The organism is Limnohabitans curvus (assembly GCF_003063475.1).
Taxonomy (GTDB): Bacteria; Pseudomonadota; Gammaproteobacteria; order Burkholderiales; family Burkholderiaceae_C; genus Limnohabitans; species Limnohabitans curvus.
In genome coordinates, this window is sequence record NZ_NESP01000001.1 from 1748725 (window position 1) to 1775214 (window position 26490).

At 57.2% G+C, this 26490-nt stretch carries 26 protein-coding genes and 1 pseudogene; 16 read left to right on the top strand and 11 right to left on the bottom strand.

Annotation, left to right across the window (positions count from 1 at the left end; all coding sequences use genetic code 11):
* The first annotated feature begins 18 nt into the window (after positions 1-18).
* Complete coding sequence (locus tag B9Z44_RS08805) at positions 19-1224, top strand: exo-alpha-sialidase (protein WP_108402217.1); 1206 nt, start codon at positions 19-21, stop codon at positions 1222-1224.
* Positions 1221-1844: a hypothetical protein gene (locus B9Z44_RS08810; RefSeq protein WP_108402218.1), complete on the top strand. Its 624-nt coding sequence runs from the start codon at positions 1221-1223 to the stop codon at positions 1842-1844. Before B9Z44_RS08805 ends, B9Z44_RS08810 begins: the two co-directional genes overlap by 4 nt.
* Here the strand turns inward: B9Z44_RS08810 and B9Z44_RS08815 are convergent.
* Positions 1841-4147, bottom strand: a complete 2307-nt coding sequence (locus tag B9Z44_RS08815; RefSeq protein ID WP_108402219.1) for a GtrA family protein — start codon at positions 4145-4147, stop codon at positions 1841-1843. The genes B9Z44_RS08810 and B9Z44_RS08815 overlap by 4 nt on opposite strands.
* Positions 4148-5404, bottom strand: a complete 1257-nt coding sequence (locus B9Z44_RS08820; protein ID WP_108402220.1) for a glycosyltransferase family 9 protein — start codon at positions 5402-5404, stop codon at positions 4148-4150.
* Between the two features lie 67 nt (positions 5405-5471).
* Here B9Z44_RS08820 and tal point away from each other — a divergent pair, with 67 nt between their 5' ends.
* On the top strand, positions 5472-6413 hold the full coding sequence (tal, locus tag B9Z44_RS08825) for a transaldolase (RefSeq protein ID WP_108402221.1): 942 nt from the start codon (positions 5472-5474) through the stop codon (positions 6411-6413).
* 121 nt (positions 6414-6534) lie between these two features.
* On the opposite strand, the gene groL is transcribed toward tal, so the two are convergent.
* The gene (gene groL / locus B9Z44_RS08830) at positions 6535-8181 is read right to left on the bottom strand and encodes a chaperonin GroEL (RefSeq protein ID WP_104799607.1); all 1647 of its coding nucleotides are present in this window, start codon (positions 8179-8181) and stop codon (positions 6535-6537) included.
* A gap of 89 nt (positions 8182-8270) precedes the next feature.
* Positions 8271-8558, bottom strand: a complete 288-nt coding sequence (gene groES / locus B9Z44_RS08835; RefSeq protein ID WP_100133709.1) for a co-chaperone GroES — start codon at positions 8556-8558, stop codon at positions 8271-8273.
* A 255-nt stretch (positions 8559-8813) separates the two neighbouring features.
* Between groES and B9Z44_RS08840 the strand changes: the two genes are divergently transcribed.
* The gene (locus tag B9Z44_RS08840; RefSeq protein ID WP_108359845.1) at positions 8814-9596 is read left to right on the top strand and encodes a DUF2145 domain-containing protein; all 783 of its coding nucleotides are present in this window, start codon (positions 8814-8816) and stop codon (positions 9594-9596) included.
* 42 nt (positions 9597-9638) lie between these two features.
* On the opposite strand, the gene B9Z44_RS08845 is transcribed toward B9Z44_RS08840, so the two are convergent.
* Positions 9639-10022, bottom strand: coding sequence for a hypothetical protein (locus tag B9Z44_RS08845; RefSeq protein ID WP_108359844.1), 384 nt, complete (start codon positions 10020-10022; stop codon positions 9639-9641).
* A 267-nt stretch (positions 10023-10289) separates the two neighbouring features.
* Here B9Z44_RS08845 and B9Z44_RS08850 point away from each other — a divergent pair, with 267 nt between their 5' ends.
* Positions 10290-10829: a porin family protein gene (locus B9Z44_RS08850; RefSeq protein ID WP_108402222.1), complete on the top strand. Its 540-nt coding sequence runs from the start codon at positions 10290-10292 to the stop codon at positions 10827-10829.
* Between the two features lie 72 nt (positions 10830-10901).
* On the opposite strand, the gene B9Z44_RS08855 is transcribed toward B9Z44_RS08850, so the two are convergent.
* Complete coding sequence (locus B9Z44_RS08855; protein ID WP_108402223.1) at positions 10902-12944, bottom strand: lytic transglycosylase domain-containing protein; 2043 nt, start codon at positions 12942-12944, stop codon at positions 10902-10904.
* A 13-nt stretch (positions 12945-12957) separates the two neighbouring features.
* On the opposite strand from B9Z44_RS08855, the gene B9Z44_RS08860 reads away from it, so the two are divergent.
* Complete coding sequence (locus tag B9Z44_RS08860) at positions 12958-13533, top strand: 5-formyltetrahydrofolate cyclo-ligase (RefSeq protein ID WP_108359841.1); 576 nt, start codon at positions 12958-12960, stop codon at positions 13531-13533.
* A gap of 22 nt (positions 13534-13555) precedes the next feature.
* On the opposite strand, the gene B9Z44_RS08865 is transcribed toward B9Z44_RS08860, so the two are convergent.
* The gene (locus B9Z44_RS08865; protein ID WP_108402224.1) at positions 13556-14479 is read right to left on the bottom strand and encodes a DUF6279 family lipoprotein; all 924 of its coding nucleotides are present in this window, start codon (positions 14477-14479) and stop codon (positions 13556-13558) included.
* Here B9Z44_RS08865 and glmU point away from each other — a divergent pair.
* A complete protein-coding gene (gene glmU / locus B9Z44_RS08870; RefSeq protein WP_108402225.1) occupies positions 14454-15851 on the top strand; it encodes a bifunctional UDP-N-acetylglucosamine diphosphorylase/glucosamine-1-phosphate N-acetyltransferase GlmU in 1398 nt (465 codons plus the stop codon). The two genes, B9Z44_RS08865 and glmU, sit on opposite strands and share 26 nt — an antisense overlap.
* A gap of 85 nt (positions 15852-15936) precedes the next feature.
* Here the strand turns inward: glmU and B9Z44_RS08875 are convergent, their stop codons facing one another.
* On the bottom strand, positions 15937-16428 hold the full coding sequence (locus B9Z44_RS08875; protein ID WP_108402226.1) for an Lrp/AsnC family transcriptional regulator: 492 nt from the start codon (positions 16426-16428) through the stop codon (positions 15937-15939).
* Positions 16429-16564: 136 nt separating this feature from the next.
* Here B9Z44_RS08875 and glmS point away from each other — a divergent pair, with 136 nt between their 5' ends.
* From glmS to B9Z44_RS08910, 7 genes and pseudogenes are all read left to right on the top strand, one after another.
* Positions 16565-18490, top strand: a complete 1926-nt coding sequence (gene glmS / locus B9Z44_RS08880) for a glutamine--fructose-6-phosphate transaminase (isomerizing) (protein ID WP_108402227.1) — start codon at positions 16565-16567, stop codon at positions 18488-18490.
* Entirely contained in the window at positions 18483-18923 is a 441-nt protein-coding gene (locus tag B9Z44_RS08885; RefSeq protein ID WP_370444601.1) for an SET domain-containing protein, read from the top strand. The genes glmS and B9Z44_RS08885 overlap by 8 nt, the downstream gene beginning before the upstream one ends.
* A gap of 28 nt (positions 18924-18951) precedes the next feature.
* Positions 18952-19323 (top strand): hypothetical protein, encoded by a 372-nt coding sequence (locus tag B9Z44_RS08890; protein WP_108359835.1) that lies wholly within the window; start codon positions 18952-18954, stop codon positions 19321-19323.
* A gap of 96 nt (positions 19324-19419) precedes the next feature.
* The gene (locus tag B9Z44_RS08895; RefSeq protein ID WP_108359834.1) at positions 19420-19602 is read left to right on the top strand and encodes a hypothetical protein; all 183 of its coding nucleotides are present in this window, start codon (positions 19420-19422) and stop codon (positions 19600-19602) included.
* A gap of 82 nt (positions 19603-19684) precedes the next feature.
* A pseudogene (locus tag B9Z44_RS08900) lies at positions 19685-20962 on the top strand (malic enzyme-like NAD(P)-binding protein); the annotation flags it as partial.
* A 10-nt stretch (positions 20963-20972) separates the two neighbouring features.
* Positions 20973-21200, top strand: a complete 228-nt coding sequence (locus tag B9Z44_RS08905) for an HNH endonuclease (protein WP_108359833.1) — start codon at positions 20973-20975, stop codon at positions 21198-21200.
* Positions 21201-21225: 25 nt separating this feature from the next.
* The gene (locus tag B9Z44_RS08910; RefSeq protein ID WP_108402229.1) at positions 21226-22119 is read left to right on the top strand and encodes a DMT family transporter; all 894 of its coding nucleotides are present in this window, start codon (positions 21226-21228) and stop codon (positions 22117-22119) included.
* A 13-nt stretch (positions 22120-22132) separates the two neighbouring features.
* Here B9Z44_RS08910 and B9Z44_RS08915 read toward each other — a convergent pair whose 3' ends face one another.
* Together B9Z44_RS08915 and B9Z44_RS08920 are read right to left on the bottom strand one after the other, a co-directional pair.
* The gene (locus B9Z44_RS08915; RefSeq protein WP_108402230.1) at positions 22133-22696 is read right to left on the bottom strand and encodes a lipocalin family protein; all 564 of its coding nucleotides are present in this window, start codon (positions 22694-22696) and stop codon (positions 22133-22135) included.
* Position 22697: 1 nt separating this feature from the next.
* On the bottom strand, positions 22698-23258 hold the full coding sequence (locus B9Z44_RS08920) for a YggT family protein (RefSeq protein WP_108359830.1): 561 nt from the start codon (positions 23256-23258) through the stop codon (positions 22698-22700).
* A 57-nt stretch (positions 23259-23315) separates the two neighbouring features.
* On the opposite strand from B9Z44_RS08920, the gene B9Z44_RS08925 reads away from it, so the two are divergent.
* Together B9Z44_RS08925 and queC are read left to right on the top strand one after the other, a co-directional pair.
* Positions 23316-23891 carry a TIGR00645 family protein gene (locus tag B9Z44_RS08925; RefSeq protein WP_108359829.1) on the top strand — a complete coding sequence of 192 codons (576 nt, stop codon included), beginning with the start codon at positions 23316-23318 and terminating at the stop codon, positions 23889-23891.
* A 28-nt stretch (positions 23892-23919) separates the two neighbouring features.
* A complete protein-coding gene (gene queC, locus B9Z44_RS08930; protein ID WP_108359900.1) occupies positions 23920-24633 on the top strand; it encodes a 7-cyano-7-deazaguanine synthase QueC in 714 nt (237 codons plus the stop codon).
* Positions 24634-24636: 3 nt separating this feature from the next.
* On the opposite strand, the gene B9Z44_RS08935 is transcribed toward queC, so the two are convergent.
* Positions 24637-26484 (bottom strand): ABC transporter ATP-binding protein/permease, encoded by a 1848-nt coding sequence (locus B9Z44_RS08935; protein ID WP_108359828.1) that lies wholly within the window; start codon positions 26482-26484, stop codon positions 24637-24639.
* Positions 26485-26490: the final 6 nt, after the last annotated feature.

Here is a 26490-nt window from a genome sequence, read left to right on the forward strand (position 1 = left end):
AGTGGTTAGAATTTTTGCATGAAGACACCCACACGCCTTGGCCTTGTATTGCTGCTTGCTGTGGCCTTGGGCGATGCCGCTTTGCGCGTGTCATCGCCATCCGGTGTGATGCCTGTGGCGGTGGTTCCCCATGCCGCCACCGAACTTCAAGCCTGCGCCGACTACCGTGTGGTGCGCGAAGGTCTTATCCCCATGCCCGAAGGGGTGCCTGCGGCACATGCCAGTAGTTTGGTGGCGTTTCCCGAAACACACCCGTTGCACGCGCAAAAAGTAGTGGCTGCTTTTTGGTTTGCAGGCACCCGCGAGAGCGGCGCCGATGTGCAAATTGCGTCGTCTACTTTTGACCAAGCGCGTCAAGCTTGGGACGCGCCGCAGTGGGTGGTGAACCGTCACACTGTGGGCAAGGACTTGGGCATTCAAATTCGCCGCATTGGCAACCCTGTGGCTTGGGCTGATGCACGAGGCCGCTTGCACTTGTTTGTGGTGGCCACGGGCTTGGGTGGTTGGGCCGCCTCGCGTGTGGTGCATTTGATCGAGCAGGCACCCATGCAGTTCAAGGTGGTGCGCACCTTGCCGCTCACGGCCTTGGTGCCCGCGTTCAATACCAGTTCGTTGGTGCGTGCGGTGCCCCTGCCTTTGCGCGATGGCGGTGCGGTGTTGCCTTTGTATTTTGAAATTGGCATCAAGTACGGCGTGGCCGTGCGTTTGAGTGCGGAGGGGGAGATGCAAAGCATCACCCGCATCACCCAGCGCCGCGACGTGTTGCAGCCCACCTTGGTGGCGCATTCGCCCACGCATTGGTCGGCCTTCATGCGTGACTACAGCCCCACTGAAATGGTGGCCCATTCTGAAACCTTGGATGCGGGTGCGCATTGGCAAGACGTGGGCAATTTGTCGCTGTCGAACCCCGGCGCCTCCATTGCCGCTTTGCGTCTGTCGTCGGGTGGCTTGATGCTGGCGCATAACCCTGCTGGACGTGGCCGTGAGGTGTTGTTGCTCAGCACTTCAGCCAACCAGCCGCTGTCGTGGACCACGCGCACCTTGATTGACGGTGTGAAAGCAGACGAATACTCGTACCCCACGTTGGTTGAAGTGGCGCAGGGCTCGACGCTTCATGGCCTCCCGCCTGATGTGTGGCTGAGCTACACCCACATGCGCAAGGCCATTGCCTTCAAGCAGCTGCGGTCCAATTGTTCTGCCCGCCTCGCAAGGAGCCAACCATGAGCTGGACTGACATGACCCACGCCGTGCTGCCGCAAGCGGTGTTTTTGCCCTTGTGGGTGAAGTTGTCTTGGGCGTTGGTGGCCTCTGCCGTGGTGCTGCGTTTGACGTATGCCTGCAAGCCCACGCTCTGGCCTGCGGCTGTGGTGGCTGTGGTCATGCTGTTGCCGCGCACGGATGTGCTGTCTGGCTACTTGGCCTTGGCATTTCAAACGCCCAGCTTGGTGCTGGTGGCGTGGGCTTTGTGGTGTTGGGCAGATGTGCTTCAGCTGCGTGGGCCGGTGGTTACCACGCCCTTGCCCGTGGCGCTGCTTGGCGTGCTGTTGGGCTGGGCTTTGGTGTTGGACACCTTGAATTATTGGCCCACGTTTTTTAACCCGCAGCTGTACGCGTTGGGGTTTGACGCGGCAGGCTTATGGGGGGTGTTGGCCACCGCTGCTGCTGTGCTGCTGTGGACCGAGGTGCCGCGACGCTGGGTGTTGAGTGCCGTGGCTGTGCTGGCCGTCTATGTGTTGCTGCGCCTGCCCACTGGCAATGTGTGGGACGCCGTGCTGGACCCCTTTGTTTGGCTGGCCTTGCATGTGCAGCTGTGGCGCACTTGGCGTGCGTCACGTGCGGTTTAAGGCTTTTTCACCAACAGGTATTCACGCCAAAACATCACACGCTCTGGTGTTTGCAAACTCTTGAGGTTGATTTCACCTGCAGGGTGGCGGCCACGCAGGCCAATGCGCTGCGCCAAAATTTGGCAATTGGCTTTTTCGCAATCTGGCGCCGCATCATTCCAGTAGCGGTGTACCACCACCGCATCAAAGCTTTTCAGGCGTTGGGCGATGTCTGCGTCTTCGTTGGGTTCATGGTCCATGTAGGGCGTGATCTTGCCCACGCCGGGAATCAAAAAGCGCCAACGCTCAAAGTCACCATTGAAGTTGCTGGGTGTCGCCAGCTTCGCCTCCTGCACTTGGGCCACCACCTCGGCAGAGTAGGTGTTGGCGGTGGTGTGCAACGGCGCACTGAGCATGCCAAACCATGCAAACAGGCTGAGCACCAAGCCGAACAACCAAATCCAACTGGCTTGCAAAGTTTGCGTGTTGGCGCGTGAGAACAAGGTGCCAAACAAGCGCAGCAAGGCCAGCACCTGCAAAGCCAGAATGAGCAACAGACCCAAGCGTCCCCACAGTGGGTACAGGTCAATGCGCCAACCGGCCCACAAGAACAGGCCCAAGAAACCCAGTCCCAGCAAACTGAACACTGTGCCCAAACCCATGGCGGTGCGCTGCGCCCACTGCGGCAAGCGCCACAGCCAGATGGCGCACAGCACGCTCATCACGGGCATGAGGGGGATCAGGTAACGTGCCGAACGCTGGCTGGGCACCATGAAGAACACGCTCAGCAACAACACATAAATCCACAGCACCGCTTGCGGTTGCACCACGCCGCTCAAGCGTGCGCGCCAAGCGGGGCGCATTTGGAACAGGCCCCATATGGCCACACCCATGATGAGCGGCCCAAGCATGGCGCCGTTTTGCAACAACCCTAGGGCCTGTACCCAAACGCTAAAGCCGCCGACAAAGGCCGTGCGTAAATAGCTGGGGCCGCCAGCACTGACTTTGCCCCAGTTCTCACCCACCACAAACTCGCGCCACACGCCCATGGGGTCGGGGTCCACCACAAACCACAAGGCAAACAAGCCCAATGCAAACGCGGTGCTCAGCGCCACGCGCAAAAACCATGCACGCCAAGCCGTGTGGTTGAGCCAGCACAGACTGACGAACAGCGTGGCCGCCAGCGGGGCAATCAGCACAAACGATTTGTACAAAGCCACCATGCCCCAGCTGAGGCCTGCCACAGCAAACAGGCTGAGCGAAGGGTTGAAGTTGTCGCCTTGCCCGCCTTGGCTGCGCGCGCGCAGCACTTGGCACAGCAGCCACCAAAACGGCAGGTTCATCCAGAAAGTTTCAATCGCGCTGGTCAGGTAGGGGCGGCCATAGCGGTAGGTGCTGAAGCAGCCTAAGAAAATCAATCCCGCCATCAAGCCCAAGGTGTTGGCGTTGAGCACTTTAGGGAACGGGGTTGGTTCGGTTTTGTGGCGCAGCCAGTCGGTCGCCAAGGCACGTGCCGCCCACACCACCAACGCGGTGTTGGCCACGGTGTAGAGCAAGCTGGGGATGCGCAGCCACAGTAATTTCCACTCAAGGCCCAGCCACGGCACGACCATGGCTTGCCAAAACAGCAGCGGGGGCTTGGTGTTGCGCATGTGGTCGAGCTCAGAGGCGAGTGGCAGCCATGCGCCGGTGGCGTGCGCTTGCAGCCAAGTTTTGAACGCAATGTGGGTGTAGACCAACTCGTCGCCGTTGCGCGGGATGTTTTCACCGCCCAGGTCAAACATATAAACCAACACGGCCAGCACCAACAAGCCGAACGTGATGCTTTGGTAGCGCTGGGTGCGTTCGTCGTCCGACACTTCGCGTGGGTTACCTTTGAAGGTCCACCAGTCGTTGGCAAAGTAGTTGATGACGCTGGCCAACACAATGGCCAGCACGTTGCCCAGCAAGTAATGCACATGTTGGGCGAGCCACAGTGTCAAGATGTATTGCACGCTGGTGCCCAACCACGAGGCCAACCCGTAACGCACAAACTGCGTGCCGATGCCGCCATGAAACTCGGCGTGGCGATCACGCCATGTCCACAAACGGTTCCATGCAAAGTTGTTGACGGTGGCCAGAAAAATCGCGATGGCCAAGGAGGCATACAAGCGCTGCTCGCCCGAGGTGATGGACGCCAATAAAAACTCTTGGCACACATACAACACCGCCAAATTCACCACCGTGCCGCTGGCCCCAACCAAGCCAAATTTGATGTAGCGCCAACGCGTCAATAAGGTTTGCGCGAAGGAGGTGTTGGGCTCGACGGAGGTGTGTGTGGTCATTTAGATGAGCTGCAATTTGTGCAACACCAGTTTTTCGACCTCAGCCACGGTGATGACTTTGAGGCACTGGTTGTCACCGTCACAAAAGCTGTCACGGTGGTTATAGGCGGTCAAGCAAGGCGAGCAGGCCATGCCCGATTCGAGCACGGTGGCACGCTCGCTGATGGGGCCATACAAGCGGCCCGTTTCTGGGCCGAAGAAAGCAATCACATCAATGGGCGTGAGGCTGGCGAAATGGCCAGGCCCGCCATCGTTGGTGACCAACAACTCAGCGTTGTGAAACAACATCAGCAACTCACGCAGGTTGCGCGTGTAGCCCGTGAGGCCAATGCACAGGGGGTTTTTGACGGCGTGCAGCACGCGTTGTGCTTGAGGGGTGTCTTCGGGCAGGCCAATCACGCCCACGGCACAGCCGTTGGCGATCAGCGTTTTGGCCAGTGCGATGTAGCTGTCTTCGGGCCACGCGCGGATGGGCAAAGCGCCGCCGCTCACGTACAACAGCACGCGTTTGGAATTGCCCATGAAGCTGGCGAAGTCGGCTTTCAAACGGTCTTGAAAGCCTTGCAGCTCAGCCGCGTCCACCGGCAGCTGCGGCAGGCTATGTTGAATGGTTGGCAATACAAAACGGGTGAGCGGGCGTGTGGTGGTGTCGTGCAACTGAGCCGATGTCCATTGCAAAGCAGCTTCCATCACTTTGGCCAAGCCGACAAACTGCAAGCTGATGTGTTGGTAGGTGTTGTAGGGCACAGGCGCGTTGATGAAGCTGCCGCGGTACAAGCCTTCTTGTGTGTGTGCCGTGAAGCCCACGCGCACACGGGCGCCGCAAGCGTAGCTCAGCAAGGCGCTGATGCGCGAGAACAGCTCGCAGTCCATCACACCGTCGAGCTGCAAGGCACGCAAGTGGCGCGTGGTGTGCCACAGGTCATGCAGCAAGGTGCCGAGTGACGAGTCGTCGAGCGAGTGCAAATTGGCTTCGGGCACAAAGCCCAGCAAGCGCATCACACCTTGGTTTTTCTTGAGTTGCAACACATGCAGGTCGGCGCCTGGATGCTTGGCTTTGAGGGTGTCAAACATGGCTTTGGCCAACACCACCGAGCCCATTTCGGACAACAAAATCACCAAAATTCGCGGCGTGGCATTGCGATGCTGACGTGCATGGGGGGCCAGCAACGCCAGGAGTTTGGACCAGCCAGAGAGCAGGGCGCACAACGCTTGGCCTACCCAGCGATCGATTGCGCGTTGTGTCGAAATTTTCATAGTGTTGAAATTATCCCATTCCCCTAACGGCACCTTGGCACAGCCCATACGCCTGATAATTCAGCGTATGAACCAACTCGACGCCCTCAAGCAATTCACCACCGTCGTGGCCGACACTGGCGATTTCAAGCAACTCGCTCAGTTCCAGCCCCAAGACGCCACCACCAACCCCTCGCTGATTTTGAAAGCGGTGCAAAAGCCCGAATACCTGCCCTTGCTCAAAGACACCGTGGCCGCCCACGGCAACGAGGCTATGGACGCGCAGATTGACCGCTTGTTGGTGCGCTTTGGCTGCGAAATTTTGGCCAGCATCCCCGGTCGCGTGTCCACCGAAGTCGATGCACGTTTGAGCTTTGACACCGCAGCTACCGTGGCGCGTGCCAAGCGCATCATGGCGCTGTATGAAGCGCAAGGCGTGAAGCGCGAGCGCGTGCTCATCAAAATTGCATCTACTTGGGAAGGTATTCAAGCCGCGGCCGAGCTGGAGCGCGAAGGCATTCGCACTAACTTGACTTTGCTGTTCTCGTTTGCCCAAGCGGTGGCCTGCGGCGATGCCAAGGTGCAACTCATTTCCCCCTTTGTGGGCCGTATTTACGACTGGTACAAAAAATCGGCGGGCGCGGCTTGGGTAGAGGCCGACAACGCCCATGCGAATGACCCTGGCGTGAAGTCGGTGCGTGCCATTTACAACCACTACAAACGCCACGGCATCGCCACCGAGGTGATGGGCGCAAGCTTTCGCAACGTGGGCCAAATCACCGCGTTGGCGGGTTGCGATTTGTTGACCATTGCGCCTGAGTTGCTGGCGCAGTTAGGCGCATCGACCGAGCCGTTGACACAAGCCCTGAGCGCGTCTGCCGCCCTGCAACTGGACTTGCCTGAGGTGCACCACACTGAGGCGTCTTTCCGCTTCGCCATGAACGAGGATGCCATGGCCACCGAGAAGTTGGCCGAAGGCATTCGCGCGTTCTGTGTGGATGCGGTGAAACTGGAAGCATTGATGCACTAAGCGTTGTCACGCGCACGCCAACAAAGCGCAGACGAAAAAAAAACCCCGCAAGGCGTGAGCCCTGCGGGGATTTTTTTGTTTGGCAAGAGCACCGAAGTGCTCAGGCAAAGCAGCGGGGCAATTACATGCCCATGCCGCCCATACCACCCATGCCGCCCATGTCAGGCATGCCGCCAGCGCCGGACTCTTCTTTCGGTGCTTCCGAAATCATGCACTCGGTGGTCAACATCAAAGAGGCCACAGACGCTGCGTTTTGCAAGGCAGTGCGTGTCACTTTGGTGGGGTCCAAGATGCCCATTTCGATCATGTCGCCGTAGGTGTCGTTGGCTGCGTTGAAGCCGTAGTTGCCTTTGCCAGCCAACACAGCGTTCACCACCACCGATGGCTCGCCACCAGCGTTGTAAACGATTTCGCGCAATGGGGCTTCGATGGCTTTCAACACCAGTTTGATACCGGCGTCTTGGTCAGCGTTGTCACCTTTGATGGTGCCAGCGGTTTGACGTGCACGCAGCAATGCCACGCCGCCACCAGCCACGATGCCTTCTTCCACAGCAGCGCGTGTCGCGTGCAGGGCGTCTTCAACGCGGGCTTTCTTTTCTTTCATTTCGACTTCGGTGGCAGCGCCAACCTTGATCACGGCCACACCGCCAGCCAACTTGGCCACGCGCTCTTGCAGCTTCTCGCGGTCGTAGTCAGACGTGGCTTCTTCGATTTGCACGCGCACTTGTTTGACGCGGGCTTCGATGTCAGCAGCTGCACCAGCGCCGTCGATGATGATGGTGTTTTCTTTGCCCACTTCGATGCGCTTGGCTTGGCCGAGGTCAGCCAAAGTCACTTTTTCGAGGGTCAGGCCAACTTCTTCAGCGATCACTTTGCCGCCGGTCAAGATGGCGATGTCTTCCAACATGGCTTTGCGACGGTCACCAAAGCCAGGGGCTTTCACGGCCACCACCTTCAAGATGCCACGGATGGTGTTCACCACCAAAGTGGCCAAGGCTTCGCCTTCGACTTCTTCGGCAATGATCAGCAAAGGACGGCCAGCTTTGGCAACGGCTTCCAGTGTGGGCAGCAGATCGCGGATGTTGCTGATCTTTTTGTCGAACAACAACACGAAGGGGTTGTCCAGCAAAGCGGCTTGCTTTTCGGGGTTGTTGATGAAGTAAGGCGACAGGTAGCCGCGGTCGAATTGCATGCCTTCAACGATGTCGAGTTCGTTGTCCAAAGACTTGCCGTCTTCGACAGTGATCACGCCTTCTTTGCCCACTTTGTCCATGGCTTTAGCGATGATGTCGCCGATGCTGTGGTCGCTGTTGGCAGAGATCGAGCCGACTTGGGCGATTTCTTTGGTCGTTGTGGTGGCCTTGGTGGCTTTCTTCAACTCTTCGATCAAAGCTGCAACAGCCTTGTCGATGCCGCGCTTCAGGTCCATGGGGTTCATGCCTGCGGCCACGTACTTCATGCCTTCGCGCACGATGGCTTGAGCCAACACGGTAGCAGTTGTGGTGCCGTCGCCAGCGTTGTCAGACGTCTTGGAAGCGACTTCCTTGACCATCTGCGCGCCCATGTTTTGCAGCTTGTCTTTGAGTTCGATTTCCTTGGCCACAGACACGCCGTCTTTGGTCACGGTAGGGGCGCCGAACGAGCGCTCCAACACCACGTTGCGGCCTTTAGGGCCCAAAGTCACTTTGACCGCGTTGGCCAAAATGTTCACGCCTTCAACCATGCGTGCGCGGGCTTCGCCGCCGAAAATTACGTCTTTTGCTGCCATTTTTAAACTCCTAAATTCAATTAATCAGTTGAGGACAGAGCGAACAGGCGCTTCGCGCGTTGTTCGGTCTGTCCCGCAAGTTATTCCACTTATTCGACGACAGCGAACAGGTCTTCTTCTTTCATGACCAACAGTTCGTCACCAGCCACTTTGACGGTTTGGCCGCTGTATTTGCCGAACAACACGCGGTCGCCGACTTTCACGGTCAACGCTTTGGTCTCGCCTTTGTCGTTGGTTTTGCCTGGGCCAACGGCCAAAACTTCACCTTGATCAGGCTTTTCAGCAGCTGAATCAGGAATCACGATGCCAGAGGCGGTTTTTGTTTCGCTTTCGATACGTTTAACGATCACGCGGTCGCCGAGAGGACGAAGTTTCATTGCATCTCCAAATAGGAACTAAGGGTTTGAAAGCAAAGCGCCCAGACTGTCTGGACGCCGATAAAGCCACTGGCGGGGCGCTGTTAGCACTCCCCGCCATTGAGTGCTAATTTTAGGCCATCTTGATGAATTTCAAGAGGTCAGCCGCGCATAAGACGCGCTGTTTTGAGTTGTCGATGAAGCATTTGTAGTTAACCGTGTTGAATTTGTTGCTTTGTACGCTAGGCCCGATATGCTCTTGCGACGAGGTCATGGATGAAATTCACACGCATCACCCTTTCGATTTGCTGCGCATTGCTGTTGTCTGTGTCTGCCATGGCACAAGGGTTCAGCGTCAGCAGTTCAGCGCCGTCCCAGGTCGCGCACTTCAACCCAGAGCAAATTCGCGCGTTTGCGCAAAAGGTTGAGCGCACGCTGGCTGACACGGGGGCGCGCGTCGCCATCATTGCCAGAATGGGGCGACTGGCTTCTGAGCTGCCAGAAGGCATGCACTTCACGCATGTGGCGTTTGCCGTCCGTGGTGAGAAGTCGGTGGGCTATGTCATCCAAAACTTGTACCAGCTCGACGACCACCCCGATGTGAGTGCCCTCGTGCAAGATGTACCTGTTGAGTTTTTCAAAGGCGTGGTCACGCTGGAGTCTGGCTTGATCATTCCTTCGCCCGTGTTGCAAGACAAATTACTCAAGGTGATTGCCTCGCCGACTTACCAGCAGTTGCATCAGCGCGACTATTCGGTCATTGCCAACCCCTACACCCTGGGGCGACAAAACTGCACGGAGTTTGTGTTGGATGTGCTGAATGCGGCGATCTACCAAACCAGTGACATTCAGGCGATCAAAGCGTACGAAAAAGCCCATTTCGTCGCGCAGCCTGTGCATGTGAACCCATTCAAGCTCATGCTGGGGGCCATGTTGGATGCGGAGGTGTCGCTGTCGGACCACCGCGGTCTGCCCGTGACCGCTACTTTCGAGCGCCTTGCCGACTACCTACAAACGCACGACACGGGCGCTGCGGTCAAAAAGGTCTATTCGGACTGATGCATCCGCCCAATTGAAAAAGCGCCCCGAGGGGCGCTTTTTTTATTCGCTGCGACTTTGCGCGCAGCGAAGGTCAGCCATGACGCGGTAATCGGTCAAGGCGCTGTCCCACATGCGGGCTTCGCGGTCGGCTTTGAGCCAAGCCACAACTTGGCGTTTGCAGTATTTACCGAAGACCACCAAACACATCAAGATGGCGGCCCACAGCACGACCCAAGCGCCCAGCTCTTGGCCTTCTTGCGACGCGTCAACGATGTCATAGATCGAAGCGATGAGGCTCAAGGCGCCAAACATCAACAACACCGCGGCGTAAGTGCTTTCTTGCTGGAGACGTTGAACAACGTTTTTAGCTGATGCGTAGGCGCGCTCAAAGCGGGTGACGCCGGGGTGGCTGGTGGTGTAGCTGATGTTGACGAACGTGGTCATGGAAATCCTTAAATGTCTTTGTCAGACTGAAGTAAGGGCGAAGTATAGGGTTAACCCCTAATTCTTGCAAGCCCCTTGGAACAATGCCCGTTTGGCATGTCAGGCCATGGATGTATACCTATCATTTGTTAACAAAATGGTTACAAATAAGTTTTACAATCGTATTTGTAAATCTAAATAATTAATATTTAATTTACCTGTTTGTTCTTAACAGGCAGTTTTTTTGAACTCTGGCGCATTGCCAAATATTGAAATTGAAGGATATTTATGAAAACGATCAGCCGCGTGTTGGCTTCTCTCGTCTTGGTGGCTACGGCCGGTGTGGCTAGTGCCCAGTCTGCAGCAAAAGATTTTTATGTTGAAGGTGGCTTGGCGCCGATGAAGATTTCTGGTGAAGGCTTGGGCGTTACGCCATTGGCGGCGCGTTTGACTTTGGGGAAAAACATCAATGACAACTTGGCTGTTGAGGGTGTTTATGCCTTTACCGTATCTAAAGACAGCCAGACGGTTGACAACACAAATGTTGATATCGCAGTCTCAGGCTACGGTTTGTACCTGAAGCCAAAATTCGCAGTTGCGAAAGATACTGAGGTCTTTGCACGTGTCGGTTACACAAGCTCCAAAATGACGGCGTCTGTGGGTCGCGTCAGCGCAGAGAGCGATACGATCAACTCTTTGTCGTATGGCATTGGTTTGCAAACATCTTTGACCAAAGATTGGTATGCCCAAGGCGATTACATGGTGTTCTCTAAGAAAGATGGCATTACAGCCAAAGGCTTTGGCGTCTCTGTCGGATACCGCTTCTAATCTAAGCGAACGCCTAATAAAAACGCCTTGCATGCAAGGCGTTTTTTTATGTCTGATGCAACGCTTAAAGCGTCAAGGTAACTCTAAGTTTTCTGCAGGTGCCGTGGTATCACGTGGCCCCACCAAACCTAATCTGGCCTTGAGGGATTGGGGCTGACCCGTGATGAGTGCGGCGTAGTTGGTGGTGTTGGACAGCACTTTTTTCACATAGTCGCGGGTCTCATTGAAGGGCACGTTCTCTGCCCAGATGGCACCTTCTAGCACAGGGCCTGTGCCATCGTTGGGCGCACGCCAGCGGCGTGAGCGACTGGGGCCTGCGTTGTATGCACCAGCTGCCAGCGGCATGGACCCCTCAAAGCTGTCGAGCACCAATTTCAAGTACCCGGTGCCGATGGCGATGTTGGTGTCGCGGTCCGTGATTTGATCAGGGGTGAAGCCCGTCAAACCAATTTTGCGAGCGGTCCACTTGGCGGTGGCGGGCATGACCTGCATGAGGCCCGAGGCACCCACGCCCGAGCGGGCATCGGTGACGAAGCGGCTTTCTTGTCGAATCAGGCCGTACACATAAGCGGGGTCGAGGTTGATGGTTTTGGCACGTGCGACAACGGCGTCTTTGTGCGGCATGGGGAAGCGTTGCTCAAAGTCCATCACTTGTCGGGTGCGTTCGCTGGTGTTGATGCAGCGGTCCCATACTTGGTTGTCGCAGGCGAGTTGGGCAGCGGCCAGCAGATCGCGGTCGCTCATCAAGCCAGCTTTGCCTTCGGCGTTGACGAGGTTGGTGGCGTAGTTCCACTCGCGCACGCCTTCAGAGCGCAAGCCCATGCCAATGGCGTAGAGCGCACGTTGCAACGATGGGTTGCGTTTCGCGACTTCCATTTCTTCGGCAGTGGGGGCCGGTGGGCGTGCAGGTGCAGTCACTTTGCGGCCCAGCTCTTCGAGGGCGAGCTGTTCGTAAAAACCGCGCACACCAGCAATGCCCTCGAGCATGGCATTGGCTTCTTGTTGAATTGGCGGTGTGACTTTCTTGCGGGCCAGCAGTGCACGTGCGTGCCAGTAAATCCAAGTGGGGTCTTTGCGTGCATCGGCGCTCATGGCATTGATGGCGTTTTCGACCACAGGCCACTTGGGCGTGTTGCCGGCGCGCAAAGCAGCGCGCACTTTCCAGCCCAGCATGTCGTCATTCAAGTCTTTGTCATGCGCCACGCGTGCGAAATGGGTCAAAGCGTCGTCATCTAAGCGCATGGCGGATTGACGGCCAATCACGCCCCACACCCAGTGACGTTCTTCCGTGGTGAGGTAGGGCTGCCACTTGTTGCGCATCAGCTTGTCGGCTTTGTCAGGGTCAGTCGTGGCCACTTTGACGAGAGCCATGACCACCAACTCTTGACGCACTTTCTGTGGTGCGGCGATGTGTTTGGCCAAAAACTTTTCAGCGTTGTTGATGGCATCGGGTACCACGTTGGCTACCTCAGGAGCCACAATTTGAACGGCGTTACGCGCAGTGCGGGGACGGTTGTGTTCCACCATCAAACGGGCTTTGCGCCAAATGTCGAGTGAGGTGAATTGTTTGGTGAAGTACAGGCGGTCAGCGGCCAAGGTGCAGCCGTCGTCCGCTTCTTTCATGCCCATCCAGTTTTTGCGCACCTCATCGGCAATGGACGCACTGGCTTGTGGGCCTTTTTCCAGCAGCTCAATGGTTAAGAAGTAGCAGCGCAGTTCGCGGTCATCACGCATGCGGTAGTGTGGGTGCTCGTCGCTGAGGGTGGTCCAGTCACGGCGTTGCCCCAAAAGCAGCAGCCAGTCGTTGCGCAGACGGTCTTCTTGGTAAGTGGCGGGGTAGCGGTTGAAGAAGGCGCGGACTTCCTGAGACGACGCTTCGTCCAGCCGGGCTTTCAGTTCCCAATAAGCTGCCCAAGGTTCGAGCGTATGGCCTTTCGCTTGTGGCAGCAGCGCGGTCAAGCGTTTGCGGTCGCCGCGCTTGAAGGCTTGAGCCATGTCGGTGATGACGGCATCTGCCTGTGCGTTGCTGCCCGAAGGCGCCGCAAAGCTGGGTTGAACGGTGGCCAACGTCACGAAAACGCTGGCAAACAATGACACAATGACTCGAAACTTCATGCCCTGATTATCTGTGGACAAAAAAACCTTGCGCCAGCAGCTCATTGAAGAGCGTTTGAACTTGCCCGACCGGCTGGCTCGGGCCGACATGTTGCAACGCGTGATGCGCATTTGGCTGTTCGATCGCCCAGACACGGTGATCGGTGCCTACTGGCCCATCAAAGGCGAATTTGACCCGCTGCCCGTGCTGCACCGCTGGAAAGAAGATGGCGAGTTGCTGGACGAGCCACAGCGCCGGCGCATTGGCCTGCCCGTGGTGGACAAGGCGCACAAAACACTGACCTTTCACGCTTGGTACCCCGGCTGTCCGATGGAAGAAGATGCCTACGGCATTCCCAAACCCAAAGATACCGAGGTGGTGGTGCCCACTTTGTTGTTTGTGCCCTGCGTGGGCTATGGCCCTGGTGGTTTCCGTTTGGGCTACGGCGGTGGTTTTTACGACCGCACGCTGGCGACGCTGCAACCCAAACCCGTGACTGCTGGCTTGGGCTTTACCCATGGCTTCTTGCCAGACCTGATGCCTGAACCACACGACATGCCGCTGGATGCGCTGCTCAATGACAACGGGGTGGTTTGGCCAATGAGCTAAACCCAGCTTGGGGCCGTGGTGCTTATTTTTGCGTCATCAACGTTCTGAAGTCTTGCTCGTAGCCGCGTAGGGCTTCCAACATGCGTTGGCGCTGTGCGGGCGTGGTGCTGTTGTGCAGCTTGGCAAAGCCTGCACAGTTTTCGCTCCACAGTTCAAGGTTGTAGGCGCGGTAGCGTTCGTTGGGAGAGTTGAAACTTCGGTCAACCAAACCTCGCAGCCAGCTTTGCGCTTGTTCTTGTTTGCTCGGTGCGTTGCCTTCTTGCGCAATGCGTTGCAAAGTTTGCAGCGTGTCGGCTTGGCGGCGCTCACGCTCGGCGTAGCTGAGCGCTGGGTCAAAGATCGAGCTGCTCAGCCATTGCTGCAGTGTTTCGCGCTGTGATTTCTCCAAGCGACCATAAAAATCTTCGAGGCGATTGGTCGCTTGCTTGGTGCGATAGCGCAGACGATCTTCGGCATTGGGGTCAAGCCAATCTTCTTTCCAAGTTTTGTTGGTCTTATCAAAACGTTTGCGCACGCTACGCAGTTGGTCTGCATTGAGCTGACTGGAGAGTTGGGCTGATGTGGGCTCCATGTGGCGCAGCACGCGAATAAAACTGCCCTTCATGTCCTCAGTTACCGCGCACACTTGCGCAGGCGTGATGTCATTGAGCGCCATCGCTTGCATGCGCTTGAGCAAGGCCACATATTCGGGCAACTGCTGTTGGCGATGCCAGCGCTGCAGCTCGGTCAGCGCGTCGCGCGTGAGTTGCTTTTGGCCGTCTTGCAAATCGGCATAGCTGTCGAGCCACCAGTAAACCAAGTCATCGCTGTTGTTGTAGACCAACTTGATGGTGCTGCAACCACTCAAACCGACGAACGTTGCCAACGCCAACCAGACAGAGGCATGGCGGATAATTCTGCGCAAGATAAGGATGAATGACATGAAGGCTTTGGATGTGGTGATCATGGCGGCCGGTAAAGGCACCCGTATGAAGAGCAGTATGCCTAAGGTTTTGCACCGCTTGGCGGGCAAGGCTTTGGTGCAGCATGTGATTGACACAGCCCGTACCTTGAAAGCGCGCCACACCATCGTCATCACCGGACACGGGGCCGACCAAGTCGAACCCGCCTTGCTGTCGGCCAACCCCAACGACAAGCTGCAGTTCGCCCGCCAAATGCCTCAGCTCGGTACAGGTCATGCGGTGCAGCAAACCGTGCCCTTGTTGGCCGATGACGCGGTGGTGGTGGTGCTCTCGGGCGATGTGCCCTTGACGCAAGCCGACACCTTGCAGGCGCTGATCGACCTGTGCGACGGCAAGCAGCTCGCGTTGTTGACGATTGCGTTTGACGACCCCACCGGCTACGGCCGAATCGTGCGCAGCCCCAGCGGCCAAGTGCACGCCATCGTCGAGCACAAAGACGCCAACGATGAACAGCGCGCGATCAATGAGGTGTACAGCGGCATCATGGCCGTGCCCGCCAAATTGCTCAAACCATGGCTGGCCCGCTTGGACAACAACAACGCGCAGCAAGAGTTTTATTTGACCGATGTCGTCAAGTTTGCCGAGTCCGATGGCGTGCCCGTGGTGGCGCACAAAATCAAAGACGTGGCGCAAGTCGCGGGCGTCAACAGCCCCACGCAGTTGGCCGAGCTGGAGCGCACGTTTCAGCTGCGCCAAGCGCAAGCGTTCATGGCCGACGGCGTGCGCATCATCGACCCCGCACGCTTTGATGTGCGCGGCACGTTGACTTGCGGTCAAGACGTTGAGATTGATGTGAACTGCATCTTTCAAGGCAATGTGTCACTCGGTCACGGCGTGAAGATTGGCGCGAATTGCGTGATCGCCAACTGCGTCATTGAGGCTGGCGCGGTGATTCACCCTTTCACCCACATCGACGGTGAAAAGCTGGGCGTGACCGTGGGCGAGGGCGCATTGATTGGCCCGTTTGCCCGTTTGCGCCCCGGCGCGCAGTTGGCCGCCGAGGTGCACATTGGCAACTTTGTGGAAGTCAAAAACTCAACGATGGCCAAGGGTTCAAAAGCCAACCACTTGGCCTACTTGGGCGACGCCACCGTGGGCGAACGCGTCAACTACGGCGCAGGCAGCATCACCGCCAACTACGATGGGGCCAACAAACACCGCACCGTCATCGAAGCCGATGTGCATGTGGGCAGCAACTGCGTGTTGGTGGCCCCCGTCACCATAGGCGCGGGCGGCACAGTGGGCGGTGGCTCGACCATCACCAAGAGCACCGAGGCTGGCGCTTTGAGCGTGGCGCGGGGTAAGCAGGTGAGCATTGCTAATTACAAACGGCCTGAGAAAAAGCCCAAGGCTTGAAGCTACAAAAGGCAGCCTAGGCTGCCTTTTTTGATGGGTACAAATTGGTTGCTGCCGCTAGCCACGCCATGACGAGTTCGTTGGCTTATGACGAGCGCAAGACCGGCCAAGTGCTGGTGAACTTCGCCCGCTTGGTTGCAAAAAACGCTTTCACATTTCGCACATTCGCATCTTGCGTCAGCAGGCGTTGCGTGATGGCCAGGTAGTCGGGCATGTCCACAGCTTGCACGACCAACACAAAGTCGGGCCCAGGCGACACGCGCCAACATTGCTGCACAGACTCGTCGGCGATGGCGCGTTGCTCGAAGGCGTCTAGGTGTTCGGCACCTTGTGCGTCTAGCGTGACTTCCACCAAAGAGGTCAGGCCGTGGCCCAAGGCCGCGCCCAATTTGTCGGCGTTGAGCACGGCGATTTGTCGCTCAATCCAACCCTCGTCTGTCAGGCGCTTGACGCGGCGCAGGCAGGTGGGCGGTGAGATTTTGAAGCGTTCGGCCAAGGCCACGTTGCTGAGCGTGGCGTCGTGCTGCAAGGCGTCGAGCAGCTTCAGATCGGTTTCATCTAGAAATTCTTGTTTCATAAAAGCTAAGTAATTGAAATTAAATTCCAATATTTTGGTTTTGTTGAATTTTCGTTCAAAAACTATAAAAAATATATAAGAAATTTCACGTCGATCGGCCTACGATCCTGCCATTCCTCAATTTGGAGAGCTTCTTATGTGTGGCATCGTCGGCGCAGTTTCTACCCGCAACATCGTTCCCATCCTCGTGCAAGGTTTGCAGCGGCTGGAATACCGTGGCTACGACTCCTGCGGCGTGGCGGTGCACTCGGCCAGTTTGGGCGCCAAGCAAGGCGGCTTGCAACGCGCGCGCAGCACGGCACGCGTGTCTGAGTTGATGGACCAAGTCAAGGCCGACCACATTGAAGGCGGCATTGGCATTGCGCACACACGTTGGGCCACGCACGGTGCGCCTGCGGTGCACAACGCGCATCCCCACTTCAGCCACGGCACGGGCGCTGGCGCGGGTGTTTACACAGGCGATGTGCCGAACAAAGCAGGCCAGAACGAGAAAGCCACCCCGAACAAGCCGGGCCGGGTGGCGCTGGTCCACAACGGCATCATCGAAAACCACGATGAGCTGCGCGCTGCACTGCAAGCCAAGGGCTACGAGTTCTTGAGCCAAACCGACACCGAAGTCATTGCCCACTTGGTGGACAGCCTCTACAACGGCGATCTGTTTGAAGCGGTCAAAGCCGCCATCGTGCAGCTGCACGGCGCGTACGCGATTGCCGTGTTTCACAAAGACGAACCGCACCGCGTCATCGGCGCACGCGCAGGCTCGCCGCTCATCTTGGGCGTGGGCAAAGAGCACAGCGAAACCTTCCTCGCCAGCGACGCCATGGCCTTGGCCGGTGTGACTGACCAAATCGTGTACCTCGAAGAAGGCGATGTGGTGGACATTCAAATCGGCAAATACTGGGTGCAAGACCGCAACCACAAAGCTGTGACACGCGAAGTTAAAACTGTGCAAGCGCACAGCGGCGCAGCCGAGTTGGGCCCTTACCGCCATTACATGCAAAAAGAAATCTTCGAGCAGCCGCGCGCCATTGCCGACACGCTCGAAGGTATTGAGGGCATCACGCCCGAGTTGTTTGGCGACGGCGCGTACTCGGTGTTCAAAGCCGTGGACAACGTGCTCATCCTCGCTTGCGGCACCAGCTATTACAGCGGCTGCGTGGCCAAGTATTGGATTGAGGCGATTGCCAAAATCCCTTGCCAAGTCGAGATCGCCAGCGAGTACCGCTACCGCGAATCCGTGCCCAACCCTGACAGCTTGGTAGTCACCATCAGCCAGTCGGGCGAGACGGCCGACACCTTGGCTGCGCTGCGTCATGCGCAAGGTTTGGGCATGGACAAAACGCTCACCATTTGCAACGTGTCCACCAGCGCCATGGTGCGCGAGTGCAAGCTGGCCTACGTCACACGCGCCGGCGCAGAGATTGGCGTGGCTTCCACCAAAGCTTTCACCACACAGCTGGCCGGTTTGTTCTTGCTCACCTTGGCCTTGGCACAAACCAAAGGCCGTTTGAGCGACGAAGAAGAAGCCAAGCACATCAAAGACATGCGCCACTTGCCCGCTGCTTTGCAAGCGGTGCTGGCGCTCGAGCCCCAGCTCATCGCGTGGTCGCAAGACTTTGCCAGCAAAGAAAACGCTTTGTTTTTGGGCCGTGGCACGCATTACCCCATCGCGCTCGAAGGCGCGTTGAAGCTCAAAGAAATCACTTACATCCACGCCGAGGCCTATGCTGCTGGCGAGTTGAAGCACGGGCCCTTGGCCTTGGTCACCAGCGCCATGCCCGTGGTGACGGTAGCGCCCAACGACGCCTTGCTGGAAAAGCTCAAAAGTAACATGCAAGAAGTGCGCGCCCGTGGCGGCGTGCTGTATGTGCTGGCCGATGGCGACACGAAGATTGAAAGCAGCGAAGGCGTGAATGTGATTCGCATGCCTGAGCACTACGGCGTGCTCTCACCCATCTTGCACGTCGTGCCCTTGCAGTTGCTGAGTTATCACACGGCTTGTGCGCGGGGGACGGATGTTGATAAACCTCGAAATTTAGCTAAGAGCGTAACTGTTGAGTGACCCTCGAATAGAAGTCCTCTCATCCCGCGTCCACGGCAAAGGCGTGTTCGCCCTGTGCGGGATGGCTGCGGGCGAAACGGTCATTGAATATGTGGGCGAAATCATTTCCATGGCCGAGGCGCAGCGCCGCCACCCGCATGACCCTAGTAATCCCGAGCACACGTTTTACTTTCACATCGACGATGCGCGGGTGATTGACGGCTTGTACGGCGGCAATGCGTCGCGTTGGATCAACCATTCGTGTCGCCCCAATTGCGAACCCGTAGAAATCAAAGGCCGTGTTTTCATCAAAACGCGTCGCCAAGTGTGGCGAGGCGAAGAGCTGACGTTCAACTATGGGCTGGTGAGCGATGAGCCCATGACCGACGCGCTCAAAGCCAAATACACCTGCCGCTGCGGGGCCAAGAGGTGCAAAGGCACAATGTTGGCCTGAATACGATTGAACTGAAATGACTGACCAGATGACAGACGCACTAGCGCAATGGAACAAGGCATGCAAGACCTTGGATGAAGAGTTTCAACTGAGTGCCAGTGAGCTGCCGACGATAGAAACCGCTAAAGCTTTGTTTTTGCAACTGGTGGGGCGTCGCGACATCACGCAAGAGGCGGCCAATGCGCTGATGTTCAGCTTGTATTTCTCGGGCTATCTCAGCATGTTGTTGGCGTTCAAGCAGCAGTCACCAGACTTTGAGGTGCCTGACTATTTGCACACGCATCCCGTGCTAGAGGCTTCCAACCGGTGGGCTCAGCAGGCGGTTGACGGTCATTTGCTGTTGCAGTTGGCGCAGCCGATCATTCGGGACACGCAGGATTTGTTGGAGGCACTGAACTGAGGGCCTGAGTTGTGAAGAAGGTACGCCAACCAGCGTATTGCAGCTGACCTCGCTGAGTTAGAAAATCCGTAAAATTTTTTCATTGAGATCAAAGCAATGAGTGAACAAAAAAACCAACTTCTGGACGCCATCAAATCGTTGTATGCGCAGCTGGAAACGGCAAACACAGCCTTTTTCCATAGCAAAAGCTCTGCGGACGAGCAGCACGTGCGCCATCTTGAGGCGCAAATGAATGAAATCATTGATGCCTTGGTGATGTTGGAGTCTCCGCCGTCATAGCTTGGGACCTCCGTCAGCAGCGTAGGGCATAAAGAATGAGTAGGATAGCCACCATTTTTAAAATAATTCGGAGCTATCCCTCATGACCCCAGCAGAACAAGAATTACGCACAGCCGCACTTGATTACCACCGCTCGCCCACCAAGGGCAAGATTCGCGTGGAGCCCACTCACCCGCTGGACAACCAGCACGACCTGAGCTTGGCCTATTCACCTGGCGTTGCGTACCCTTGTTTGGAGATTGAAAAAGACCCGCAGCTCTCTTACGAATACACCAGCCGTGGCAACTTGGTGGGCGTCATCACCAACGGCACCGCCGTGTTGGGCTTGGGCGACATCGGTGCGTTGGCCGGTAAGCCCGTGATGGAAGGCAAGGGTTGCTTGTTCAAAAAGTTCTCAGGCATTGACGTGTTTGACATCGAACTCGACGAACACGACGCTGACAAATTGGTGGACATCATCGCTGCCATGGAGCCCACCTTTGGTGGCATCAACCTCGAAGACATCAAAGCCCCCGAGTGTTTCTACATTGAGAAAAAGCTCAGCGAACGCATGAGCATTCCCGTGTTCCACGACGACCAACACGGCACCGCCATCATCTCGGCTGCGGCCATGTTGAACGGCTTGGAGTTGGCTGGCAAAGATATCCACAACATCAAAGTGGCCGTGTCTGGCGCAGGCGCTGCAGCCTTGGCTTGTTTGGGCGTGTTTGTGGGCTTGGGCGTGAAGGCCGAGAACATTTTTGTGTGTGATTCCAAAGGTGTGATTTACGAAGGCCGCCCCGGTGGCTACGACGAGTCCAAAGCTCGCTTTGCACAAAAAACAGATGCACGCACCTTGGCCGATGCGGTCAACGGTGCCGATGTGTTCTTGGGCTGTTCAGCCCCCGGCGTGTTGACGCAAGACATGGTCAAAACCATGGCCGACAAGCCACTCATCTTGGCCTTGGCCAACCCCGAGCCAGAAATTCGCCCCGAGTTGGCCAAAGCCGTGCGCCCTGATTGCATCATTGCCACAGGCCGCTCTGACTACCCGAACCAAGTGAACAACGTGTTGTGCTTCCCATACATCTTCCGTGGCGCGTTGGATTGCGGCGCGACCAAAATCACCGAAGCGATGAAGATTGCTTGTGTGCGCGAAATCGCAGACTTGGCCAAGCTCGAAGTGACCGCCGAAGTGCAAGCCGCTTACCCCGGTTTGGATTTGACATTTGGCGTGGACAACATCATTCCTAAGCCATTCGACACACGCCTCATCCAGCGCATCGCGCCTGCCGTGGCACGTGCCGCTGAAGCCTCGGGTGTGGCCAAGCGTCCTATCAAAGACTTTGACGCGTACGCCAAAACTTTGGCGGCTTGGATCAAGTAAAGCCTTGAGTCGGCTCAAGCTCACCCGCGACAAGATCTATAAAACGGTATCGCGCCAATTGCATGGCGTGGTGCCGTGTTGGGTCTGCGGGGAGCATGTGGCACATGCCGATGCCACGCTAGAGCACATTCAGCCACTCAGCGAAGGCGGCAACAGCCATCAAGACAATTTGGCCATCAGCCACGACCGCTGCAACAACCAGCGCCACATCAAGGCCAAGGCTCAAGCTTGATTCTTGATACATTCGAGGCATCCGCATGACGTCTCAGCAAAAATCACACCCCGCACTTTTGGGCATCAGTTTGTTGCTCATTGCCATGGCGTGCTTCGCCATTTTGGACACCACCACCAAACGCGTGACCACAGTCGTGCCTGTGATGATGGCGATTTGGGCGCGTTACTTCTTCCAAGCCGTGCTCACCACGGCGGTGGTGTTGCCCCTCAAAGGCTTGGGCGTGCTCAAAACCAACAACCCACGCCAGCAACTCACACGCGGTGTGTTGTTGACTGTGGTGACAGGGTTGGCCTTTTCGAGCTTGCGGTTTTTGCCCGTGGGCGAATTCACCGCGATTGTGATGACCGTGCCGTTGCTGGTCACCTTGTTGGCGGCACGTCTGTTGGGTGAGCATGTGTCGGCGCAGCGTGTGTGGTTGGTGTGTGGCGGCTTTGTTGGCACGCTCATCATCGTGCGCCCTGGCACTGATGTGTTTGGCTGGCCGCTACTTATTCCGCTGGCCTTGGTCATCGTGAACGCGGCGTTTCAGTTGCTCACCAGCAAAATGACGCGCACCGAAGACGCCATGACCACGCAGTTCTACACCACATGGGTGGGTACGGCATTGACCTCTGTGCCCTTGTTTTGGTTTTGGGTGCCCATCAGCGACACGCGGGTGTTGTTGGAGTTGGTGCTCATGGGCGTTGCCGGGTGCGTGGGACATTTCTTGCTCATCATGGCGTTTGAACGCTCACCCGCAGGCACTTTGATGCCGTACATGTATGCGCAAATTGGTTTTGCGATGTTGGGCGGTTGGTGGGTGTTTGACCATGTGCCCGATCATCTGTCGATGATGGGCATTGGCTTGATTGCGCTGTGTGGCACCGCGGGCGGTTTGCTGACCGTTTATGAGCTGCGCCAAAAAACGCAGTCTTGAAGAGCCTGGCGCTTCAGGGCTGTTGCGTGAGCTCGAGTTGTTGCACATCGAAGCCTTGCGCTTTCAAACGTTCGATCAGCCCGTCATAGGTCTTGGCAGGGACGCGCGGCGTGCGCGATAGCACCCACAGATACTCGCGTTTGGCATCGCTCACAGCGGCTAGTTGGTAGTCGGCATCCAGGTCAATCACCCAGTAGTCGCCCCACACCTGTGGCAACCAGCTCAGCCATGCGGGGGCAAAACGCACCTGCAGCTTGGGCGACGTGGCTGGACCCACTTGTTTGGCCAAGCCCAATGCGTCGATGGTGCTGCCATTCGCTGTGGTGCAGCTGTTGAGCACTTGTACCGAGCCATCGGTTTGCGCCAGATAGTGCGCGCGCGTGTTGGCGACGCACTTGCGCTGAAAACGGTTGGGAAATTTGGCAATCTCGTACCAAGTACCCATGTAGCGCTGCACATCCAATGTGGCAATGGTGGTCACGGGTGGCAACGCCGCAGGCGAGGGCGCTTGCGATTGCGCCGCCGCATGCAGTGTGACGCATGACAAACACAGAACGAGCCAGCGAAATTTGCGCATCTTAGAAAACGACTTGCGCTTGTAAGGTGTGCAGCACGATCTCAGCGATTTGAATCACCAGCATCAGTGCGATGGGTGACAAGTCCACGCCGCCCATTTGCGGCAACACACGGCGAATGGGGCGCAGCAGAGGTTCGACCAACTGGGCCAAGAAATAACGCACATCCGAGGCGGCGCTGAACCAAGACATCAGCGCGTAGCCAATCACCATCCACATCAGGCTAGACAGAATGACGCTGAGCAGCTCAAAGCCCGCATTGGTCACCAAGGTCAGCCAATGGGCAGTAGCGCCTGCCACGATCCACAGCAGCGAGTGCTTGGCCAGCAACACGGCATAGGCCGCGACCAAACTGGCCGTGTCCAAGCGGCCAAGGGCCGGCACAAAGCGACGCACGGGCAGCACGATCCAGTTGGTGATGCTGAACACAAATGGTGCCAATGGGTTGCCGCCGCTCGACGACAAATTGATGCGCTGCAAATGCATGTACATGCGCAGCAGGCACGTGCCAGCCACCAAGCCAACGGCGAAGTGCAGAATCAAAGAGAAAATTTGTAACAACATGGTTTAAGTTTATGTGGGCTCAGGCAAAATTTGAGCCTTAATGAGAGATTGTTCAGTATGAAGCAAACCCCTGCCTTGCCCCGTTTTATTTTTGCCAGCCGCTGGCTGCAGCTGCCTCTGTATTTGGGCCTCATCGCTGCGCAAGCGGTGTATGTGTTCCATTTCTGGGTGGAGCTGGTGCATTTGATTGAAGCCGCGTTTGGCAGCCAAGCCGCGCTGGATGCCTTGGTGACCAGCATTGGTTACAAAAACGGCATGACGGTCACGCACCTGAGCGAGTCCATCACCATGCTGGTGGTTCTGGGTTTGATCGATGTGGTGATGATCTCCAACTTGCTCATCATGGTCATTGTGGGTGGTTACGAAACCTTTGTCTCGCGCATGTACCTTGAAAATCACCCCGATCAACCTGAGTGGCTCAGCCACGTGAACGCGTCGATTTTGAAGGTCAAACTGGGCATGGCCATCATTGGCATCTCGTCCATCCACTTGCTCAAGACCTTCATCAACGCGGCCAACTACGACGAGAAAGTGTTGATGTGGCAAACCATCATCCACATCACATTCTTGCTCAGTGCTTTGGCCATTGCGTTGACCGACAAAATTTCACACGCCCAAGCACCTTCACACTGAACCTAAGCCCATGCAAACACGTCACCCCATTCACCGCAACGCATTGGTTTTGTTCTCGGGCGGTCAAGACTCCACCACCTGTTTGGCTCATGCGCTGGCGCAATACGAGCGTGTGGAGACCTTGGCGTTTGACTACCGCCAGCGCCATTTGGTCGAGCTAGAAGCGCGACTGCAAGTGCTGGCCCAAGTGCGCGCGCAGTTTCCGCAGTGGGCAAACAAGCTGGGTGAAGACCATTTGCTCGACCTCGGCGTGTTGGGCCAGGTGAGCGAAACCTCGCTCACACGCGATATGGCGTTCAAGATGGAAGCGTCTGGCTTGCCCAACACCTTCGTGCCTGGCCGCAACCTGTTGTTCCTCACGCTCGCGGCTGCACTGGCCTATCGCCGTGATTTGGATGTCATCGTCACCGGTGTGTGCGAGACCGATTTCTCCGGCTATCCCGACTGCCGCGACGACACCATGAAGGCCATGCAAATTGCCTTGTCACTCGGCATGGACCGCCGCTTGTTGATCGAAACACCCCTGATGTGGATTGACAAAGCGCAGACCTGGCAGCTGGCCTATGACCTGGGCCAAAAAGCACACGCGGATGGCGGCGATCAGTTGGTCGACCTCATCGTGGAGCACACCCACACCTGCTACATGGGTGACCGCACGCACCGCCACAATTGGGGCTACGGCTGCGGCACCTGCCCCGCGTGTGATTTGCGCGCCAAGGGCTGGGAGCGCTGGAAGGCGTAATTTTTATGGCGTGGCCAGCACAAACTTGGCTGTGCTGCCCTCCGGTGCGGGCACAAACTGCCACACCGTGTCGTGATACGTGGCCACGCTTGGGCGGTGAGCGATAGACACCAAGCCGCCACCTTCTTCGCGCACCATGGTGAGCAGCTTTTCGTACAGCATTTTTTCACCGGCTTCATCCAAGGCGCTGGTGGCTTCGTCGGCAAACACCCAGCGTGGGCGCTTCAGCAGCACACGGGCTAAGGCCAAGCGTTGTTGTTCGCCACCTGAGAGCTGCTGTGTCCAGTGGCCTGCCACGTCCAGCTCATCTGCCAAGTGCGGCAGCAAGGCGTCGTACAGGGCGTTCTTCAAGGCTTCATCGGTGTAGTGTTCGGCACTGTCTGGGTAGGCCAGTGCTTGGCGCAACATGCCTTCTGGGAAGTAAGGGCGTTGCGGCATGAACACGCTGCGTTCCGGCAACACCACAGGGCCGTAGGTGATGGGTTCGCCGTGACGGTCGTGCGTGGGCGAGCTGACGTAGGGCCAAATGCCAGCCAACACGCGCAGCAGCGTGGATTTGCCACAGCCCGACGGGCCGCGAATCAACACCGTGTCGCCTGCGGCTGCGTTGAGCGAGGTGTCGGCCAGCAACACGTCGCCATTGGGCAGAGACACCGTGAGCGGGGTGGTGTGCAAGGCGTTGATGCCTGTGTGCGTGACGGCGGTTGCACCCGTGAACGACAGCGGTGCGGCTTCTGGTTCTGCCACCTCGTCTACCTGGATGGCCAACATTTGGTCTTGAAAACTCGTCAAACGCAGCGTGGTGGCTTGCCACGACGCCAAGCGGCTGTAGTTGCTGATGAACCAGCTGAGCGACTCTTGCACTTGGCCAAACGCCGATGAAATTTGCATCAACTCGCCAAGTTGAATGGCGCCGCTGAAATAACGGGGCGAGGCCACCAACATGGGGAATACCACCGCCGCTTGGCCGTAGCCCGAGTTGAACCAGGTGTAGCGCTTTTGCACACGTAACAAGCGCATGAAGTTGTCCAGCACTTGGGCGAAGCGCTCTTGCAGCGACAGGCGTTCCACACGGCCACCACGGTCGAGCGCAATGGCCTCGCTGTACTCGCGCACGCGCATCAGGTGGTGACGAAAGTCAGCTTCCAAACGCTGTTGTGCAAAGTTGAGCGATGCCATCGAGCGGCCAATCCAGTGGCCGATCAAGCTGCCGGCCAGCGCATAAGCCAACGCCATCCACACCATGAAGCCGGGGATGTTGTAGGTCTCGCCCCTCACGTCAAAGCTAAAACCACCCGAGAGCGACCACAAGATGCCGACAAAGCTCAGCAGCGTGACGGTGGCGTCGAGCAAACCGAGCGACAAGCCCACCGTGTCAGCCGTGAATTGCTGCACGTCCTCTTGAATCCGTTGGTCGGGGTTGTCTGTGCCGTTCTTGCTTTGCAGTTCGAGTTGGTAGAACACATGGCCGTTGAGCCAACGTTGCAAGTAGTCGCGTGTCATCCATGCGCGCCAACGCATTTCGAGTAACTGCGTGAGGTAGAAGCGGTACACCGCCACGATGATGAAGCAGGTGGCCAGCATGGCGAACACGCCAAGCTGTTTCCAAAACACCTCGGCATTGCGGTTTTGCAGCGCGTCGTAGAACACGCGGTTCCAGTCGTTGAGCAAGACCATCATGTACACCATGCCGAGGTTCAAACCCACGCACGCGGCCAGCAGCAAGCGGGCACGCCACTTTTCTTCCGACTTGAAATACGGCAGTGACAAAGCCCAGACGCGGCTGAGCTGCAAGCGGCTTTTTTGCCAATTCGTCGCCACGTTGTTGGCGACGGTTTTAAAAGCGTTCATGTGTTT

What these genes read in the sequence shown, in the direction of transcription:
- B9Z44_RS08805 (WP_108402217.1), top strand. Translation starts at nt 19, where the DNA reads ATGAAGACACCCACACGCCTTGGCCTTGTATTGCTGCTTGCTGTGGCC.
- B9Z44_RS08810 (WP_108402218.1), top strand. Translation starts at nt 1,221, where the DNA reads ATGAGCTGGACTGACATGACCCACGCCGTGCTGCCGCAAGCGGTGTTT.
- B9Z44_RS08815 (WP_108402219.1), bottom strand. Translation starts at nt 4,147, where the DNA reads ATGACCACACACACCTCCGTCGAGCCCAACACCTCCTTCGCGCAAACC.
- B9Z44_RS08820 (WP_108402220.1), bottom strand. Translation starts at nt 5,404, where the DNA reads ATGAAAATTTCGACACAACGCGCAATCGATCGCTGGGTAGGCCAAGCG.
- tal (WP_108402221.1), top strand. Translation starts at nt 5,472, where the DNA reads ATGAACCAACTCGACGCCCTCAAGCAATTCACCACCGTCGTGGCCGAC.
- groL (WP_104799607.1), bottom strand. Translation starts at nt 8,181, where the DNA reads ATGGCAGCAAAAGACGTAATTTTCGGCGGCGAAGCCCGCGCACGCATG.
- groES (WP_100133709.1), bottom strand. Translation starts at nt 8,558, where the DNA reads ATGAAACTTCGTCCTCTCGGCGACCGCGTGATCGTTAAACGTATCGAA.
- B9Z44_RS08840 (WP_108359845.1), top strand. Translation starts at nt 8,814, where the DNA reads ATGAAATTCACACGCATCACCCTTTCGATTTGCTGCGCATTGCTGTTG.
- B9Z44_RS08845 (WP_108359844.1), bottom strand. Translation starts at nt 10,022, where the DNA reads ATGACCACGTTCGTCAACATCAGCTACACCACCAGCCACCCCGGCGTC.
- B9Z44_RS08850 (WP_108402222.1), top strand. Translation starts at nt 10,290, where the DNA reads ATGAAAACGATCAGCCGCGTGTTGGCTTCTCTCGTCTTGGTGGCTACG.
- B9Z44_RS08855 (WP_108402223.1), bottom strand. Translation starts at nt 12,944, where the DNA reads ATGAAGTTTCGAGTCATTGTGTCATTGTTTGCCAGCGTTTTCGTGACG.
- glmU (WP_108402225.1), top strand. Translation starts at nt 14,454, where the DNA reads ATGAAGGCTTTGGATGTGGTGATCATGGCGGCCGGTAAAGGCACCCGT.
- B9Z44_RS08865 (WP_108402224.1), bottom strand. Translation starts at nt 14,479, where the DNA reads ATGATCACCACATCCAAAGCCTTCATGTCATTCATCCTTATCTTGCGC.
- B9Z44_RS08875 (WP_108402226.1), bottom strand. Translation starts at nt 16,428, where the DNA reads ATGAAACAAGAATTTCTAGATGAAACCGATCTGAAGCTGCTCGACGCC.
- glmS (WP_108402227.1), top strand. Translation starts at nt 16,565, where the DNA reads ATGTGTGGCATCGTCGGCGCAGTTTCTACCCGCAACATCGTTCCCATC.
- B9Z44_RS08890 (WP_108359835.1), top strand. Translation starts at nt 18,952, where the DNA reads ATGACAGACGCACTAGCGCAATGGAACAAGGCATGCAAGACCTTGGAT.
- B9Z44_RS08895 (WP_108359834.1), top strand. Translation starts at nt 19,420, where the DNA reads ATGAGTGAACAAAAAAACCAACTTCTGGACGCCATCAAATCGTTGTAT.
- B9Z44_RS08910 (WP_108402229.1), top strand. Translation starts at nt 21,226, where the DNA reads ATGACGTCTCAGCAAAAATCACACCCCGCACTTTTGGGCATCAGTTTG.
- B9Z44_RS08915 (WP_108402230.1), bottom strand. Translation starts at nt 22,696, where the DNA reads ATGCGCAAATTTCGCTGGCTCGTTCTGTGTTTGTCATGCGTCACACTG.
- B9Z44_RS08920 (WP_108359830.1), bottom strand. Translation starts at nt 23,258, where the DNA reads ATGTTGTTACAAATTTTCTCTTTGATTCTGCACTTCGCCGTTGGCTTG.
- B9Z44_RS08925 (WP_108359829.1), top strand. Translation starts at nt 23,316, where the DNA reads ATGAAGCAAACCCCTGCCTTGCCCCGTTTTATTTTTGCCAGCCGCTGG.
- B9Z44_RS08935 (WP_108359828.1), bottom strand. Translation starts at nt 26,484, where the DNA reads ATGAACGCTTTTAAAACCGTCGCCAACAACGTGGCGACGAATTGGCAA.